This window comes from [Clostridium] fimetarium (assembly GCF_900111235.1).
GTDB classification, from domain to species: Bacteria; Bacillota; Clostridia; order Lachnospirales; family Lachnospiraceae; genus Clostridium_N; species Clostridium_N fimetarium.
In genome coordinates this window covers 96,268-113,438 of sequence record NZ_FOJI01000012.1, presented here as the reverse complement: position 1 = coordinate 113,438, position 17,171 = coordinate 96,268, and the positions used below count along the sequence as shown (strand labels likewise).

Here is a 17,171-nt window from a genome sequence, read left to right as displayed (position 1 = left end):
CCAATCTACTTGATGTAGTCAAATTTCATTTGAATGCAGGCACTTCATTTTCTATCTCTTGAAATGTTGTAATATATGCATCTGCAAGCTTTTTTATTTCATTTTGTTGATTTTGCGCAGTGCTGTCATATACAGCCACAACTGAAAAGCCTACATCTTTTGCAGTCTTAATGGCATATAGCGCATCCTCAAACACAAATACCTCTCGCTTTGTCATGCCCAGAAATTCAAGTGCTTGAAGATATATATCTGGTTTATCTTTACCTTGACCAACCTCAGTACAAGTAAAAATCTTACCAAAATATCGTTCCATTTTATTGCGTTTCAGTGCTGCATCCACCATAAAACGATCTGTGGCGGTCGTTATACACATTTTTATATTCTTTTCTTCGAGTTTATCGAGGAACTCAAGTAGACCTGGCTTTGACTTAACTAAATCAAAATAAAAATGTTCTATCAAACGATTAATTCCATCTATAATTTCCTGTACAGATTCTATCATTCCATACTCATAGCGAAAATATTCTGCTGCTTGCAACAAGCTCATAGGTCGAAGTGTCTCACGAACATCTTTTCGTGGTTTTATGCCTTGACTTTTAAGATATGTTTCACCAAGTGTATCCCAGATAAACATAGAATCAAGTAGTACACCATCTAAGTCAAATATTGCACCTTTTATTTTCATAATTTTATCATATTCTTTGATAAAGTGCAAAGATTTTCAGTTGCTGATTTTATATCCGTTTTCTCAAACAAAGCGGATATAACTGCTACACCATCTATGCCTGTACCGGAAAGCTCCAAGATATTATTCTCGTTAATTCCACCTATTGCAATAACCGGTATATTTACTGCTTTGCAGATGGATTTCAGTGTTTGAAAAGAAACCGAATCCGCATCGAGTTTTGTAGAAGTAGAAAACACTGCACCAACGCCAAGATAGTCAGCGCCCTCTTGTTGTGCAAGAATTGCCTGATCAACTGTTTGTGCAGATACACCTATAATTTTATCAGCTCCAAGACAGGATCTAACTTCACTTACTTTCCTATCGCTTTGTCCAATATGAACGCCATCAGCATCACTGGCAATGGCAATATCTACGTTGTCATTGATTACAAAAGGTACATGATATTTTTTGCATAATACTTTCATCTTCTTGGCTTCTTCCAAAAATAGAGCATAATCTAAATTCTTTTCTCTTAATTGAACAAATGTAACACCACCCATTAGTGCTTCCTCAACCTGCATGGCAAGGGTTTGAACTCCTAGCCATGTGCGGTCAGTTACAGCATATAATAACATCGATTTCTTATCGCACTTCATATTTAGCGCCTCTTTCAAATTTGTCGGCTGTCAAATTACAGATTTCGTCTATCAGGTAATTGCGGTAAGTTGAATTTCCAGCGCCTGTCTCTTCCAATTTCTCATATGCGAGTTCACCGCATATTCCCATAGCACATACAGCTGAAGCTGCTGCTTCAAGCGGATTTTCCTGATTTGCTGCAAGATATGCACCCATCATTGCTGTAAGCATACATCCACTCCCTGTGATTCGTGACATCATTGGATGACCATTATAAATCACATAGGCATTGTTTGTATCACATACGATATCTATTGCACCAGTTATTGCAATTACTGCTCCAGTCTTTTTTGAAAATTCCTTTGCGAAAGCAATAACTGAATCAAGCGTTTCACTAGTTACAACATCGGCAATATCAGCGTCTACGCCCTTTGTAGAACCATTTCCAAGTGCCAACATCTTTATTTCTGAAATATTTCCTCTAATTATTTGAAACTTTATTTCTTCAAGCAATTTTTCTGCCGTTTCATTACGAAGTTTGGAGGCTCCAACGCCAACAGGATCAAAAATTACAGGATGATTTAGTTCATTTGCTTTCTTTCCTGCAAGTAACATAGATGAAATTGTTCTTTGATTCAACGTTCCGATATTGATGACAAGTGCGTTGCATATAGAAGTGATTTCTTCTACTTCTGCTGCATCGTCTGACATAATAGGCGAACCCCCGCAAGCTAATAAGATATTGGCACAGTCATTTACCGTTACATAATTTGTAATACAGTGGATTAGTGGCGTCTTTTTCTTTACATTCTCAAACATTTCTTTAAGCATTCTTTTTTCCTCCAAAAATTTTTTCTATAATAATTTTCTCTACAATAACGCTAAGGATAATCGTAATCAATATAACTGGCAGTGTATTGCCCACTGGTGTATCGATATACATAAATATACGGTAAATTGTAAATCCAATCACCCACAAAATCAAGTTCACAACATTAAATTTCTTTTTGGTGCTATCCTTTTTCAAAATAAAGGTGTCAACTATTTGAATCGCAATCATCGGTGCAAAGACGGAACCTATAAGATTTAAAAAATCCACAAACTGGTCAATTGGTGTAAATATCGCTAATATTGTTCCGATTACGCAAACAATAACTGCAGTCCATTTTTCATTTAATCTTTTCGAAATACTTACAGCGCTGACTCCTGCTGAATATACATCCAAAAATGTTGTTGTTACTGTTGCAAAAATTACGATTATAAGCCCTGCAACCCCAAGTCCAGCTTTTACCATGATAATAGAAATATCTGATTCGCCAGTAAATGTTGCTGCTCCCATACCAATAATATACATCCACGAACTAGTGAAAAAGTAAACTGCTGCGCTTGTAAATGTTGCAGCTTTTGGTTTTTTTGCAAAACGTGTATAATCAGAAATCAGTGGAAGCCATGAAAGAGGCATGATAGCTGAAAGTTCAACTGCTGTTCCAAAACTAATGCTGTCAGTAAATGTAGTAACAACGTTATCTCCAGAAAATACAACTACGCTAAGCATAATTGAAAGAATAAATAATGCTCCCATTGCAATAAAATTAAGTTTTCCTAGCTTTTTGATTCCTACAAGAATCCATACAATAATCAACAAGCTTATAACGATACTCCAGAAAGCATTTCCTCCAAAACTTATCACTGAACTTGCTGCTGCCGCACTGGCTACTATCATAACTGCAGTCCAGCCTAGAAGCTGTAATACATTAAGTACGGCAAATAAAAGCGAGCCTTTTTCGCCAAATGACATTTTCACAGTTTCCATTGCACTTCGTCCTGTTTTTGCTCCTATTAGACCAGCAAAATACAAAAGCACACACCCAATCAAATGCCCTAAAAGAATTGCAGCAATTCCTTTGCCAAATCCAAGTGGAGCAATTAATGTTCCTGTAAGAATCTCTGCAATGGAAACTGCAGCCCCAAACCATATTAAACCGTTACTAAATACTGATGTTTTTGAATTTTCCAATATAATTCCTCCTTATTTTTTTGAGCAGGAGTTTCCGTTTTTACATATTTCTTTTGTAAGCATAAACCCATTCTGGGTAACTAAAAAGCGGAAAATACCTGATAAGATATTTTCCGCAAATTGATCAACTTCTAATCACTTCCTACGTTGGCATTATCCAAATCAGGTTTAAGGGTCGAAGTTCATTACTTCCTCTCAGCTTGAAACACAAGCTCCCCTGTTCAAATATTAAATTTGGCTGAATTGTAGCATTTATAGGGGGTCTTGTCAAGATGAGCGTAAATATCACTATAATTTTCTGAGCGTAAATTTCACTATAATATCATATATCCTGACATGATGCATACACCAGCAATATCGAAAGCTTTAAGCAATGCAATTTTTTCATTATCAATTCCTCCAATTGCATACACTGGGATATTAACACTGTTGCACACTTCATTCAAGAAAATCAGTCCCCGCGGAGGAACACCTTCTTTACAGTCTGTTTCAAAGATATGGCCTGCTGTAATATACGCTGCACCATTTTTTTCTGCCCAGACTGCCTCTTCCACACTATGAATGGAAGCTCCTACTTCATCAAAACATTTTAAATAACCGCTGTTTTTTTTTAATAACGAAACAGGCAAATGTATTTTTCGACATTTTAATCTTAGGGCAACATTTATATAGGTGTGGAGAATACATTCAATATCATAGTTTCGACATTTCTCTATAACCATTGCGGCTAATATTTCATATTCTTTTTCTGATAAATCTTTTTCACGTAATATTATCATATCTGGTTTTTCTATATTCGAGGCAGTTCTAGAAATTTCCATAATTCTATCAATTTGTTCAGGTAGTTCAAATCTGCTCAGTTTTCTGTTAGTTACTGCAATCCTCTTAAATGTAGACATAGTCATTCATCACCGGCTGAAGTCCTTGTTCCTTGATTGCTGCAAATACTTCATCCACATTACGTGTATCAGCAATTTCAAACTGGTTATCGCCCTGCTCCTCTTGCTTTTCCGTATGCCCTCCAATGCCAGTACTTACACCAGCAGATATTTTTGTAGCAGCAATACCTATGACATTATCACGAAACTCAGCTCTTTCTCTTGTGGAAATAGTCATGCCTGCATATGGCATAAATAGTCTTAATGCACACATTATCTGCATAAGCTGAGCCTCATGTACATCTTTGGGATTAATCTTATCATTGTTTATAATAGGTCTTAGTCGAGGACACGAAAATGATATTTCAGCATATGGATATTTTTTCTGAATAAGGTAAGCATGCATCCCCGCCGCAAATGCATCTTTTCTAAAATCATCGAGTCCAAGCAACGCTGCAAAGGCCACTCCTCTCATTCCTCCCATCAAAGCTCTTTCCTGTGCATTCATACGATATGGGAAAATTCGTTTATGTCCTTCTAGATGCAATTTTTCATATTTATCAGAATTATACGTTTCCTGAAATACAGTAATGTAATCAGCTCCGCACGCATGCAAATGTTTATATTCATCTACATTCATTGGATATACTTCAAGACCTACCATTTTAAAATACTTGCTTGCTATCTCACATGCCCGTCCTATATATGCAACATCTGACATCTTTTTACTTTCTCCGGTTAGAATTAGTATTTCCTCAAGCCCTGTTTTGGCAATTGCTTTCATTTCTTTTTCTATTGCTGCTTCATCAAGTTTTACACGTCTTATTATATTGTGACAGTTAAATCCGCAATAAATGCAATAATTATCACAATAATTTGAAATATATATAGGTGTAAACATATATACAGAACTACCGAAATGATTCATTCTCTCTTCTTTTGCTTTCATTGCCATATCTTCAAGAAATGCTTCTGCTGCGGGAGATAATAATGCAGCAAAGTCTTCTAAGGAACGAATATCCTTTGCAAGAGCCCTTTTCACATCTTCAGCGCTATATTTCTCATAATCATATAAATTCATACCGCTAATAACCTGTTCCATTATCATTGATGGAATAACTTCCATCTCCTCCATATATTCCATGTGGTTTGTTCTTTCCATAATTGTCCTCATTTCTTCCAATCTTTCTACCCATTCTTACAAGTGAATCTTTGATTCGCTTTATTAAACTTTTTCCTCTATATTGCTATAAATCCTGTAAGTGGTGATGAAGCAGAAGCGCCTTGATCAATCACACGTCCAACTTTTGCAAGATATGCTTCTCTACCTGCTTCAATTGCTTTTTTAAATGCGCCTGCCATAACTGGTATGTTTCCTGCTGTTGCAATTGCAGTGTTTGCCATGATTGCTGCTGCTCCCATTTCCATTGCTTCACATGCCTGTGAAGGGCGTCCAATTCCTGCATCAACAATGATTGGTAATTCAATCTCATCTATAAGAATCTGTATAAATTCTTTTGATGCCAGACCCTTGTTTGAACCAATTGGTGCCGCAAGAGGCATTACTGCTGCCGCCCCTGCATTTACTAAATCTCTTGCTGCATAGAGGTCTGGATACATATATGGCATTACGATGAAGCCCTCTTTTGCTAGAATTTCCGTTGCTTTAATCGTCTCATAATTGTCAGGGAGAAGATATTTGGAATCTCTTATGATTTCGACTTTTATAAAATCTCCACACCCAAGTTCTCTTGAAAGTCTCGCTATACGAACGGCCTCCTGAGCATTTCTTGCACCAGATGTATTTGGAAGAAGTGTTACTCCTTTGGGAATAAAATCAAGAATATTGGATTCTGCATTGGAATTTGCACGGCGCATTGCTAATGTTATAATTTCTGCACCTGCATGTTCAACGGCCGCTTTTATAAGTTCTACATTATATTTTCCCGAACCCAAAATGAATCTCGAATCAAATTCATAGTTTCCTATTATCAGCTTATCATTTTTCATTTTTTCATTACTCCTCTTCTAATCCTAATATTAGTCTTACCACCATATTGGCCTGATGCCCAGCGCAAATGCTTACCCTTGGCGACATAAGTCCTATACCATTTTCTATGTCTGTAACTCTGTCTCCGCATAAATATAGATTTTTAAATACTTTCTTAGTCATGATTGTATTACTACTTCCGTAACCAGCCATTCCTGAGCCTGATACAATCCTTGCTACTGGACAGCTTCTTGACAGCTCATTTATAAGCATTGCCTTATTTTCAGGTTTATCAAATGCCTCGCAAATAATTGAATATCCGCTAAATACGCTTTTCACATTATCTTGCGTAATATATACATGATCTGTTGTTATTTTTATGTATGGATTGATTTCACTTATTATTATTTTTAATGCATCTGTTTTTCGCATTCCAATATGTTGTATCAAATAGACCTGTCTGTTCAGATTCGATATATCAACCATATCAAAATCCACAAGATGCAGATGTCCAATTCCTGTTCTGGCTAACATTATAGCGATGTTTGAACCCAGTCCTCCAAGTCCAGATATAGCTATTTCTGCACATTTTAATTTTTCATATATTTCACTTGAAAATCTTTTGTCCATTATTTTTTCAAATTCTTTTTCTGACGGTATCGATTCCTCTTTTTTACTTGGCAATTTTTTCAACCTCCTCCAACGAAATTTATTATTTCTATCAAGTCATTTTTATTTAGTATTACGTTCTCATAATTTGACTTTGAAATAATTTCTTCGTTAATTTCGACTACAACTCTTGCGATTTTATAGCCTTCATTTGATAAATACTGCATTAATGTTACTCCATTATCAATATTTTTTTCTATTCCATTTACTTGCATCGTGTCACCTCCAATCACATTTATAAGAGTACATAATTTCCAATAAAACAAAAAAAGCCACACGAAAAGATACACCCATGGTGGTGTACCCCTTCGTGTGACTTTTCACACTCTTTGAACTATTATATATATTTATTCTAATATGTCAATATTTTATTTGACTAACAAAATACTTTAATTTGATTAACAAAATATTTATCTTTATTTGACTAACAAAACATTTTTATGAACGCGCCACACTTATTTCGTATTTTTCGCTAATCCTAATTAATCATAACACTTTCAGGTGCTATAATCATAACACTTTTTTCATTAATATCTGGATAAACACCGCTATATTCTAAATCATAACTGTCTAAAAATTTATAACTGTCGCCCCACAAAAAGTTTATGACTGTTTTCGTATTTGAAAAACTATAATCTATTATTGAATTTTTACATGATATAGTCATATTATCGAGGTAATATTGATAAATATATTGGTTGTTATATTTTTCATCCGGGAAAAATGTAACAACTACTATTTCACCTTTCAAAGAAGAATCATTCTCTAAGATTCCCCCTTTCATGGCTTCGGTTTCTGTCATGAAATATATCTGAGGACTTATAGATAATGCTGCAATTTTATCCCGATTAAACGCATCACATTTAACTACTGTTTCTTTGTAAATATTTGTTTCTTTTAATTCATTAAATTTGCTGGCGGAAGAATAAATGGAAATATTTCCAAAATTTTTCGACGATCTGCTTGATAATGGTAAAAATGCGGTAACGATAAAGCATCCAATAATAGCAATACATACAACAAACCTTATCCCACGCAATTCTTCTTTTATTGTTTTTGTGCTACTAGCAACTAGAAAAGAAATTATCATTGTAATAAACCATATACTCCATGTTTTATATACATACATACCCAAATATCTTTCTTCACCAAAATAATCTCTAATACCTATGAATGTTATAATATTACTTTTAAAAAGAAATATCACAATCATAAAGAATCCTATATAAAAAAATATCGATTTTATGACTCCAAGTTTTGTTGCAATGCAATACATTAGGACAGAAACACCATATGCTAATAAATAATAGGACAACACATTAATCGTTCCAACAAGCGCATATTTGATATCAAATGCAAATGATACAACCATATCAGAGCCACCAGCGCTAATTGCCATAAGTATTGGATATTCTATACAATACATTAAAAAAGTAAAACCCAGAATAATCAAAATGCAAATATGATCAGCCAAAATCCGTGAAGCAAACCGACTAATTCCGGTGCTAGGATACATACTAATTTTCTTATTTGTAAGCATATTTGTTGAAATTGGTATAATCGCCAACAATATCAAGAAAAGTATACCAGGTATTATATTATTAATACTTATAAACAACGATGTCGATTCGCCATTGTGATTAAAGATCAGGCCAAGATTCGATATTAGCATACATAGGGCCAATGCACTTATAGCTACTACCACTAAATTTTTATTTTGCCTCAGTTGTATTTTTGTTAGTGACTTAATATTCTTGATTAATTCCATAAGCATTCTAAGTCCCCCTCCTTCAAATGTGATGTGCTATAAATGCAAATATCTTCTGGTGAAACATTTGAAATTACAAGCCCCACATCTTTTGCTTCAATTGCTGCCTTTGAATTAGGACTACCTTCAAATATCCCAAAGCTACCAACTGTTTTGTCACTCAAATGCATTGTTTTATGTGTTTTTGAAAATTCCTGAATGATATCCATATTTCCTTCAACTCGAAATGCCAGTTCCCTAACTTCATCCATATCCTTATAGAAAATCAGATTGCCATCATCAATCAAAATCATTTCCGATAAAACGCTGTCTAGTTCTGTTAAATTATGGCTTGAAATAATGATTGTTCTTGGATGTTCCATATAATCGCGAAGTAGAATCTGATAAGCTATTTTTCTTTTTACAATATCAATCCCTATAAATGGTTCATCAAACATTGTAACATTACATCTTGTTGCAAGTGCACATATAAAATTAAATGAACTTTTTGTTCCTTGTGATAGTCTCCTGTACGAATTTCTTTTTTTGATTTGAAAAAGTTCCATAAGCTTGTTGGCAAATTCGATATCAAATGTTGGATAAGCTTCTTCGTAATATTTGATGACATTCATCAATTTTTCATTATCGCCAATTGGCAGGTCATGCATGGAATAAATCATCTGCTCCTTGATTGCGATCTCTGTCAAAGGATTACCGCCCATCACCTCTATTGTCCCACTTGATTCCTCTAAAAATCCATTGCACAGTTTAAATAATGTTGTTTTTCCTGAACCATTTGCTCCAATTAAACCTATAATATTATCTTTGTTAATATTAATACTAAAATCTTTTATTGCATGTGTTTTATTATAGTACTTATTAAGACTTGATACTTTAATTGCATATTCACCCATTAAAAATCCCCTCTCATTTCACTTGAATGATAAATTCATTCATACTTTTCACCACTAGCCTTAAAAATGCGCTTTAATTATAGATATCAATTCATTTTCCGAAATATCCAACTTTTTTGACTCAGAAACTAGATTTTCAACGATTGTATTTAAAATCTCTTCTTTTTTCCTGGCCTTAATTAGAACGTTTGCATCATTGCATACTATCATTGACTGACCCCTGTTTTTATTTAGGATTCCTCGTTCGACTAATAAACGGATACCTTTTGCAGCTGTCGCTGGATTTATATTAAGTTCCTTAGCAAGGATAATCTGAGAATAACAGTTGTCACCCTCTTTTAATTTACCGCTTAATATATCATCTTCTATGGCATTCGCAATTTGAATGTAAATAGGTACCACATTGTTGAAATCAATGTTCAACGTTACACCTCCTGGATATTACAGTGAATTATAAGATACATCTGTAACTCATTGTAATATTATTACTGTTATTATTATCACTACACTACTCATGTAATGCAGCAATGATATCATGTATATTATTCGATGTCAATTAATTGGATATTATTTTTTTAATTAAAATATATGAGAAATCAAAGTTGATTTTAATGGTATCGTCTAAATAACATAAAAAACCAGCTGAACTGTTCATAACGAACGGTTCAACTAGTTTTTCAATCAGCGATTCATATTCTTTAAAAGCAATTATAAACGTTTATTTCATTAATCTTTTTCCGGTAATTTCATCTACCGTTAACTTTAATACAACGATAGCTTTCAGATGATTTTCATTGAATTCATGCTTCTCTTTCACTTCATATTGATTCATTAATATAGTCAATGCTGCTATTTTTTGATCTTCTTCTAATATTTCAATCGTTCCGTTACCGCAAACACTCTCAAATTCCATCGTTGAATCACAAGCTGTTTCAGCAAGTAATAATTTGTGCGAACAATCCATTTCAAAAGCTACCCTATTGTTCTTTTCTAACAATTCTATCTTCTTACCTACTTTCGCCCCATGAAAGTACAACGTAACTTGATTGTGGGTATTGGCTGCTCCAAAATTTAACGGAACTATATAGGGATATTTCTCATCAAAGAAAGCAAGATTACATACATCACACTTTTTTATAATCTCCATAATTTCACTTATTTCAGTAATTTCTCTGTCTTTTCTTCTCATTTCACACGCTCCATTTTCATATAATATAGAAATTTTATCATAATCATAACATACAAGTCTTAAAGTAGTTATTAATACCTATATTTACTTAATTTAATAGTTTTATTTTGTAATAAACTTAATTATCTTAATATAAAATGTTTTATAACTATTGAAATGTTATCTTGTTATCTATTATTTAAACAAGTATAATATATGTAAATACTTGTTATAACTAATTAATTTTAATTCCATACCAATAAGGAGGGTTTTATGGAAAATTATAAGAAAATTGTATCAAAGAATTATTCTAATCTCACATTGAGAGTAATTCCAGGACACTTTGTGACAGTAAATTCACATATTAATTATTACGTTGATATGTCACTTTTGAAGTCTAGACAAAGTGAAGCAACTAAGGTTGCCCACGCCATCGCAAGTCGATATATTGCTTCTACAATAGTTGATACAATTGTATGCATGGACGGATGTGAAGTAATAGGTGCTTACCTTGCAAATTATTTGACTGAAACCGGCATTGTTTCTATTAATTCCCACCAGACCATGTACATTGTCACACCAGAATTTAGCAGAACCGGAGAATTACTGTTTCGGGAAAACATTCAACATATGATACAAAATAAGCACGTCATCTTATTGTTTGCATCAGCAACCACAGGTAAAACAGCCACATCCGCCGTTGATGTTATTCTGCATTATGGTGGAACAATTGTTGGTATTTCAGCTATTTTTAGTGCAGCCACTAAAATATATGACTATCCTATTAATGCATTATTTACAACACATGATATGCCTGATTATCATACTTATGAATCTTCCAACTGTACGCTCTGCAAAGAAGGAAAACCGATTGACGCGATTGCAAATGGTCATGGATTTGCTCGATTATAAAATTTAAATTGCCGGATTTGCTCGATTATAAAATTTAAATTGCCGGCTTAGCCCAATTTTATTAAGATAAGAAATTGGGCTAAACCGGCATTTTTATTGGTTCTATTTCACAGGAATCCTCAGATTGTTTCCATTCTATTTTTCACGCATCTGATATGGTACAATTACTTCGGTAACATATTTATCTGGGTTCCCTTTAAATACCATTCCTGGGCCTTTTTGATAAACTTCTCTTGACGGCGTCAAGAGTTCAAGTCCATTTTCTTTGGCATAATCAAGGACTGCCATATATGCTTCATTTAATTTCTGATAATCTCCAGTATGCATTGTTGTGATTGCTTTCATCGCAGGAAGTACCTTAACATTGATACCCTCTCTACCAGATATCGTACCTTTTATTGGTACACAGAGTTCAATATCTGCATTCTCTTGATATTCCTTATCATAATACAAATTAAGTGGCGCCCCGTTGGCTTTCTCTTTTACAACCTGATAAATCTTTCCAATGTGCTTTCCAACATCACTGTATTTACCCTTAAACCTTATACTGGCAACTGTCATGGATGGGATTTCCTTTATTTCTATTTCATACATTTTTGTTCTATGTGCTAAGTTTAACACATTATCCTCCTTTTCTTTCTGGAGGAGATGTTTTTCGATTTCTTTAATCAGCATCTTTTCTTTTTGGATCCTATTTTTAATAAAACTTTTCTTTTCCGCCAAATAAAATGAAATATCTTGCCTGCTTTCACAGGTTGTAAGCATATCTTTCATCTCTGATATGGAAAATCCAAGTTCTTTTAAGAGAACTATGAGTTGCGCCTTCTCATAATCCGACCTATCATACAGACGGTAATCATTATCCGATCGAGCGGATGGTATTAGCATCCCCACTTCATCGTAATATCTGAGTGCTTTTACTGTTAAACTTGTTATCTTTGAAAATTCGCCGATTTTATACATCTTCTATCTCCTCTAAAAACAGTATAATGCCTCCCGTGCAGGGTAAGGTCAAGTAACTTTTCAAACTTTTTTTGAAAGTGGTTTTATGCCTTTTTGTAGGTATTTTTCACTAATCTATAATTATATTTAAGGATGACAAAAGACTAATCACTTCTGGAAATGAGAACTTTGCCTTCTTTAATTTGTTATCTGCAATGTCAATCTCATACTCTAACGCATCCCTAAAATCTGCTCCACTCAAGTCGCATTTTATGAATTTGGTGCCATGTAAGTTCACACCATTAAATTTTGCGTCTGTTAACTTGCACTCCTCAAAATAACTTTCATCAAATTGAGAGCCACTGAAATCGTATTTCACAAGTTTCAGATTTGTGAAGTAATTATACTTTATCGTGCATGATTTCATGCTTCTAAAAATAGCAGTCTCTATCCCCTTGTTTTTTAAATCGTTCCATATAATTCCTATTAATACGCTATTTGTAAATTCTAAATTCTTGGCTTCACTATACAAAAATTTAACATTTCCTATCACACAATTGTTAAATTTACAATTCTTGAATTTGCAATTTGTTAGTTTGATATTCAGAAATTGACATTTGGTAAAATTGCACTCTACGAATTCAAAATTTTCAAAGCTTTGATCCTCATATTGCTGATCTTTTATTTCCTGTTCTTCAAAATATTCCATGTTTTCTCCCATACAGTCTCTCAGTGTGATTCATATTTTTATTATAATATTGCTGATTTTAATCGATAAATGAATTTCATACCCTAGATTATTTTAATCCATATATATTAATCTATATGTCATTTTAGCATGATTCTTTATTTTTTAACATAAATAAAGGATGCTTTCTCGAAAATCTTTGAGACAAGCATCCTTTCATACAACCATATATTTCAGTTACATTTTCGAAGAAATAATTTTATAAGCAATAAAAAATATAACCACCTCAACATATATCCCACTTATTGTAATCCATGCAGGTACCATATAATCCATTAGCAAAAATACAAATGCCATTATGGCAAATATAAGAATCGAAGCTGCTGCGACCACACTATATGTTGCTCTCAATATTTGAATATTTCTCTCATCTTTTAATTCAATTTCTTCGGCTTTTAATTTTTCTGGAGTACTCTTTTTAAACTTTATTAAACGTATCACTCCAATTGCCACAAATGCTCCGCCTACTCCTACTATCATTCCTGCTGTCATTTTAAGATTCGGAGTGCTCTCCACATATTGTTGAAAAACCGTTCCAAATATAATTGACAGAATTCCAAGCACAATTAATCCAATGTATATTTTCTTATTCTGATTTGATTTACGTAACATATTTTTATTCCTCCTCATATATAAATATCTGTTCAATGCTCATTTTAAAATACCTGGCAATTTTAAAAGCCAAAAGAATGGATGGATTGTAACGCCCATTTTCAAGTGAACTAATCGTTTGCCTTGAAACTTCCAGTGCTTTTGCTAGTTCTTCTTGATTAATACCATGCTCATTTCTTATTTCTTCTAACCGATTTTCCATTCGATATTGATACCTCCTATCTCTTCTGATTTAAAACATCTTTTTGATTAAAAGGATCTTTCAAATCTGAATCATAAAAATTACATGCAGATTATAATGCATTTTTGTAAAGCTAGCTTTACATGTATTATATGTGATTATTTTGATTTTGTCAAGCAAGCTTTACATTTTTTATAATTATATTTTATATACTTTTTTCTTCTAGTACAATTAAAATTTTCTCATGATCATTTAAACAAAAAGCCAGCTAAACAGTTCTGTATCTACTGTTTAGCTGGCTTTATAATATTAATTTTTATTAGTTAATTCTATTCGACCTCTGTAATTTTTTTCACACCTATGTAGGTTGCTAGTAAATAATACACCGGAATCGTCAAAAATAGTATCCATCCTGGATGCCAGTTAATAATTCCACATAAGCAAAGGACTGTATAAATTACGCCTACAATAATTGGATAAGGGAAGCGCTGAGGCGCATTTGGTTCTCCTTTTCCAAACCAATTCCATCCACTGTGCATTCCAAACATATTACTTATAATAAAGACTGGAATAACAAATGGAAATGGTACCTTATTAAATACCGTACTTCTAGATTTTACTTTTGAATTATCATTCCCTGATTGTTCTTCTTTTGGGGATTTTTCCTCAGCGTTGCAATGTTGCTCACCAGTTTCGCTTTCAATTTCATTTTTAGCTAAATAGTCAATAGAAACCCCAAATATATTACTCAATTGAATCACGCATTCAAGGTCTGGTGTTGATTGGTCAAGTTCCCACTTTGAAACTGCCTGCCTTGAAACAGTTATTTTCTCGGCTAACTGTTCCTGCGAATAGCCATTTTTATTTCTTTGCTTTAAAATTTTCTCACCCAATGTCATATTAGTATTATCTCCTTATTATTGATAATTATATTTAACCTCAAAATGTAGTTGCAATCTACCTATATGACCTTGAATTTTCGCAACCAGCAGTTGCAATCCGCTTTTTTCTACTTATCTCATCTAATTCCTTTTCGGATTATATAAAATACTCATGTAGCTTATCTAAAATAATATATGTTTAATAATTTTTGTCAATGGTATGGTCAAATATATTTTATAAACTTGATTCAACACAGAATTATAAAGAAATTCTCATTGCACTTTTTAAAGTCTACGGTATTTCTTTAGCAAAAATGTATTTAGTACAAAAAGCACTACAATCATTCCGAGCAACCCTAAAATCCAAGGATATATCACATCAATTCCATCTCCAAATATCACGACTTTTTGTAACGCCGCACAGCCATAATAAATAGGGGCCAAATAGCATAAATTTCCAAGTCCATATGGTATCGTATCTAGTGGAATTAACCCTGAGAAAAATATCTGAGGAATTAATACGATAGGGATAAATTGAACTAATTGGAGTTCGTTATTTGCAAAAATTGACATTAATGCACCAACCGATACTGCTGCAAATGACAATATAATCATAATCAGTGTACATAAAATATAGGAACCCTCAACATGTAATTTTAATACATATACAGAAAACAAAAATATCACAACACTTTGTATGGCAGAAAGGATACCATAACCAAGCGTATATCCGCCGATCACAGTTGATCTTCTAATTGGAGCCATCAGCATTCTCTCTAAAGTCTGATTTGTCCTCTCACGAACAAATGACATTCCTGATAATATAAATACAAAGAAAAATGAAATGACACCGAGAAATACGAAACTTAATGAATCTAGCTGGTTTTCGCTATTTGTTTCATACTCATAGTTTATATGTATATTGGAAGCGTTAATATCTTGAACCGCTTTTAATACTTTCGAAGTCTTTGCACTCTTATCAAGCATATAGAGGTGAAGGCCCTCTTGATTAGCCCATATGATAGCATCTTGTCCTTGTAATTCCAAAAACGCTTTTAATTCAGGCATCGAATCTGTCACTTCTACATCTGCAGATTTCTCTAACCCAGTAAGAACAGTATCGCTTACATTATACACAGTAATCTTAGGCACATATCCTGAATCGCCTAATATGAAATAGAGCAGTGTAAATATTAAAATTGGGGCAACAAATAAGATTGCCAGTGACCTTTTATCATTTATTATTTGCGCTAAAATTCGTTTTATAATTGAAAACATGTGGATTCCTCCTCTTCGTCTACAAAAAATAAATCTTCTATTTTTCCATTTTCGGTCTTCTTCAATAGATTCACTACAGAATCGGCAATAATGATTTTTCCATTTCGCAGTAATGCTGCATTATCACATTCGGTTACCTCATCCATTGCATGTGTTGTAACTAGAATCGTAACTCCATTATCTCTTAGCGAATGTAAATAAGCCCATATTTTTCTGCGAAGTACAGGATCAATTCCTACTGTAGGTTCATCGAGAATTAAAATCTTAGGATTATGTATCATTGTTGTAGCTAATGATGCCCTTTTTTTCATGCCACCTGAGCAATTGCTCACTAACTTGTTTTTTTCGCTTAGTAGCCCAACCACTTGTAATAGTTTTTCTGCACTTTTTATAATTTCTTCTTTTTTTAAATTTTGAATTCCAGCGAAAAATTTCATATTCTGAAGTATTGAAAGCTCACTGTACAGCGCATCCTCTTGTGGCATAAATCCAATCTGTGCGAGCATTTTCTTATTCGGCATCTTAACTCCGTCAATTAGAACTTGCCCCTTTTCTCCAGTAATCGCGCCCATAATAATTCGCAACAATGTAGTTTTCCCAGATCCAGATGCCCCCAACAAACAATATATTTTCCCATTTTCCACAGTCAATGAAATATCTTCTAACACAACATTGGCTTTATACCTTTTCACTATTTCAACTATTTCTATCCTCATAAAGCTCCCCATTCCCGCACATCTTTCTGCGCAACTTTCAGCACCTTTGTGCCTTTATTTCTTATGTTTTTTTATTACTTTTGTTTCTTTTATTTCTTTATTTCTTTATTTCTTTACTTCTTTACTCCTTTTATTTCTTTACTTCTTTTATTTCTTTACTTCTTTTTTCCCTTAGCGCCTACCCCCGTTTGAGTGTGAAAGCGCCTCACAAAATG

At 33.5% G+C, this 17,171-nt stretch carries 21 protein-coding genes and 1 riboswitch; of the genes, 1 reads left to right on the top strand and 20 read right to left on the bottom strand.

Features of this window, described 5'->3' with window-relative positions; genetic code table 11:
- Positions 1-25: 25 nt before the first annotated feature.
- The 13 genes from BMY18_RS14995 to BMY18_RS14935 all read right to left on the bottom strand — a co-directional run bounded on the left by BMY18_RS14995 (position 26) and on the right by BMY18_RS14935 (position 10,707).
- Positions 26-685: an HAD family hydrolase gene (locus tag BMY18_RS14995; protein ID WP_092455576.1), complete on the bottom strand. Its 660-nt coding sequence runs from the start codon at positions 683-685 to the stop codon at positions 26-28.
- A complete protein-coding gene (thiE, locus tag BMY18_RS14990; RefSeq protein ID WP_092455481.1) occupies positions 682-1,323 on the bottom strand; it encodes a thiamine phosphate synthase in 642 nt (213 codons plus the stop codon). The genes BMY18_RS14995 and thiE overlap by 4 nt, the downstream gene beginning before the upstream one ends.
- Positions 1,310-2,134, bottom strand: coding sequence for a hydroxyethylthiazole kinase (gene thiM, locus BMY18_RS14985; RefSeq protein WP_092455479.1), 825 nt, complete (start codon positions 2,132-2,134; stop codon positions 1,310-1,312). Before thiM ends, thiE begins: the two co-directional genes overlap by 14 nt.
- A complete protein-coding gene (gene cytX / locus BMY18_RS14980) occupies positions 2,127-3,320 on the bottom strand; it encodes a putative hydroxymethylpyrimidine transporter CytX (RefSeq protein ID WP_092455477.1) in 1,194 nt (397 codons plus the stop codon). Before cytX ends, thiM begins: the two co-directional genes overlap by 8 nt.
- 122 nt (positions 3,321-3,442) lie before the next feature.
- A riboswitch (TPP riboswitch) is annotated at positions 3,443-3,549 on the bottom strand.
- A gap of 85 nt (positions 3,550-3,634) precedes the next feature.
- Positions 3,635-4,219 (bottom strand): thiamine phosphate synthase, encoded by a 585-nt coding sequence (locus BMY18_RS14975; protein WP_092455475.1) that lies wholly within the window; start codon positions 4,217-4,219, stop codon positions 3,635-3,637.
- Entirely contained in the window at positions 4,206-5,372 is a 1,167-nt protein-coding gene (gene thiH / locus BMY18_RS14970) for a 2-iminoacetate synthase ThiH (RefSeq protein WP_092455574.1), read from the bottom strand. The genes BMY18_RS14975 and thiH overlap by 14 nt, the downstream gene beginning before the upstream one ends.
- A 65-nt stretch (positions 5,373-5,437) precedes the next feature.
- On the bottom strand, positions 5,438-6,208 hold the full coding sequence (locus BMY18_RS14965) for a thiazole synthase (RefSeq protein WP_092455473.1): 771 nt from the start codon (positions 6,206-6,208) through the stop codon (positions 5,438-5,440).
- 7 nt (positions 6,209-6,215) lie between these two features.
- Entirely contained in the window at positions 6,216-6,872 is a 657-nt protein-coding gene (thiF, locus tag BMY18_RS14960; RefSeq protein WP_278281057.1) for a sulfur carrier protein ThiS adenylyltransferase ThiF, read from the bottom strand.
- A gap of 5 nt (positions 6,873-6,877) precedes the next feature.
- Positions 6,878-7,072 carry a sulfur carrier protein ThiS gene (gene thiS, locus BMY18_RS14955; protein WP_092455471.1) on the bottom strand — a complete coding sequence of 65 codons (195 nt, stop codon included), beginning with the start codon at positions 7,070-7,072 and terminating at the stop codon, positions 6,878-6,880.
- 263 nt (positions 7,073-7,335) lie between these two features.
- On the bottom strand, positions 7,336-8,631 hold the full coding sequence (locus BMY18_RS14950) for a hypothetical protein (protein ID WP_092455469.1): 1,296 nt from the start codon (positions 8,629-8,631) through the stop codon (positions 7,336-7,338).
- Positions 8,616-9,518 (bottom strand): ATP-binding cassette domain-containing protein, encoded by a 903-nt coding sequence (locus BMY18_RS14945; RefSeq protein WP_092455467.1) that lies wholly within the window; start codon positions 9,516-9,518, stop codon positions 8,616-8,618. Before BMY18_RS14945 ends, BMY18_RS14950 begins: the two co-directional genes overlap by 16 nt.
- 60 nt (positions 9,519-9,578) lie before the next feature.
- The gene (locus BMY18_RS14940; RefSeq protein WP_092455465.1) at positions 9,579-9,941 is read right to left on the bottom strand and encodes a GntR family transcriptional regulator; all 363 of its coding nucleotides are present in this window, start codon (positions 9,939-9,941) and stop codon (positions 9,579-9,581) included.
- Between the two features lie 295 nt (positions 9,942-10,236).
- On the bottom strand, positions 10,237-10,707 hold the full coding sequence (locus tag BMY18_RS14935) for a pyridoxamine 5'-phosphate oxidase family protein (RefSeq protein WP_092455463.1): 471 nt from the start codon (positions 10,705-10,707) through the stop codon (positions 10,237-10,239).
- 252 nt (positions 10,708-10,959) lie between these two features.
- Here BMY18_RS14935 and BMY18_RS14930 point away from each other — a divergent pair, with 252 nt between their 5' ends.
- On the top strand, positions 10,960-11,598 hold the full coding sequence (locus BMY18_RS14930; protein ID WP_092455461.1) for a type I phosphoribosyltransferase: 639 nt from the start codon (positions 10,960-10,962) through the stop codon (positions 11,596-11,598).
- A gap of 135 nt (positions 11,599-11,733) precedes the next feature.
- Here the strand turns inward: BMY18_RS14930 and BMY18_RS14925 are convergent, their stop codons facing one another.
- The 7 genes from BMY18_RS14925 to BMY18_RS14895 form a co-directional block, all read right to left on the bottom strand.
- Positions 11,734-12,561, bottom strand: coding sequence for a MerR family transcriptional regulator (locus BMY18_RS14925; RefSeq protein WP_092455459.1), 828 nt, complete (start codon positions 12,559-12,561; stop codon positions 11,734-11,736).
- 109 nt (positions 12,562-12,670) lie between these two features.
- Entirely contained in the window at positions 12,671-13,261 is a 591-nt protein-coding gene (locus BMY18_RS14920; protein ID WP_092455457.1) for a pentapeptide repeat-containing protein, read from the bottom strand.
- Positions 13,262-13,465: 204 nt separating this feature from the next.
- Positions 13,466-13,900 (bottom strand): hypothetical protein, encoded by a 435-nt coding sequence (locus BMY18_RS14915; RefSeq protein WP_092455455.1) that lies wholly within the window; start codon positions 13,898-13,900, stop codon positions 13,466-13,468.
- 4 nt (positions 13,901-13,904) lie between these two features.
- Positions 13,905-14,102, bottom strand: coding sequence for a helix-turn-helix transcriptional regulator (locus tag BMY18_RS14910; RefSeq protein WP_092455452.1), 198 nt, complete (start codon positions 14,100-14,102; stop codon positions 13,905-13,907).
- A 308-nt stretch (positions 14,103-14,410) separates the two neighbouring features.
- The gene (locus tag BMY18_RS14905) at positions 14,411-14,980 is read right to left on the bottom strand and encodes a helix-turn-helix domain-containing protein (RefSeq protein WP_092455450.1); all 570 of its coding nucleotides are present in this window, start codon (positions 14,978-14,980) and stop codon (positions 14,411-14,413) included.
- A gap of 267 nt (positions 14,981-15,247) precedes the next feature.
- Positions 15,248-16,240: an ABC transporter permease gene (locus BMY18_RS14900; RefSeq protein WP_092455448.1), complete on the bottom strand. Its 993-nt coding sequence runs from the start codon at positions 16,238-16,240 to the stop codon at positions 15,248-15,250.
- Complete coding sequence (locus tag BMY18_RS14895; protein ID WP_092455446.1) at positions 16,225-16,956, bottom strand: ABC transporter ATP-binding protein; 732 nt, start codon at positions 16,954-16,956, stop codon at positions 16,225-16,227. The genes BMY18_RS14900 and BMY18_RS14895 overlap by 16 nt, the downstream gene beginning before the upstream one ends.
- Between the last annotated feature and the right edge of the window lie 215 nt (positions 16,957-17,171).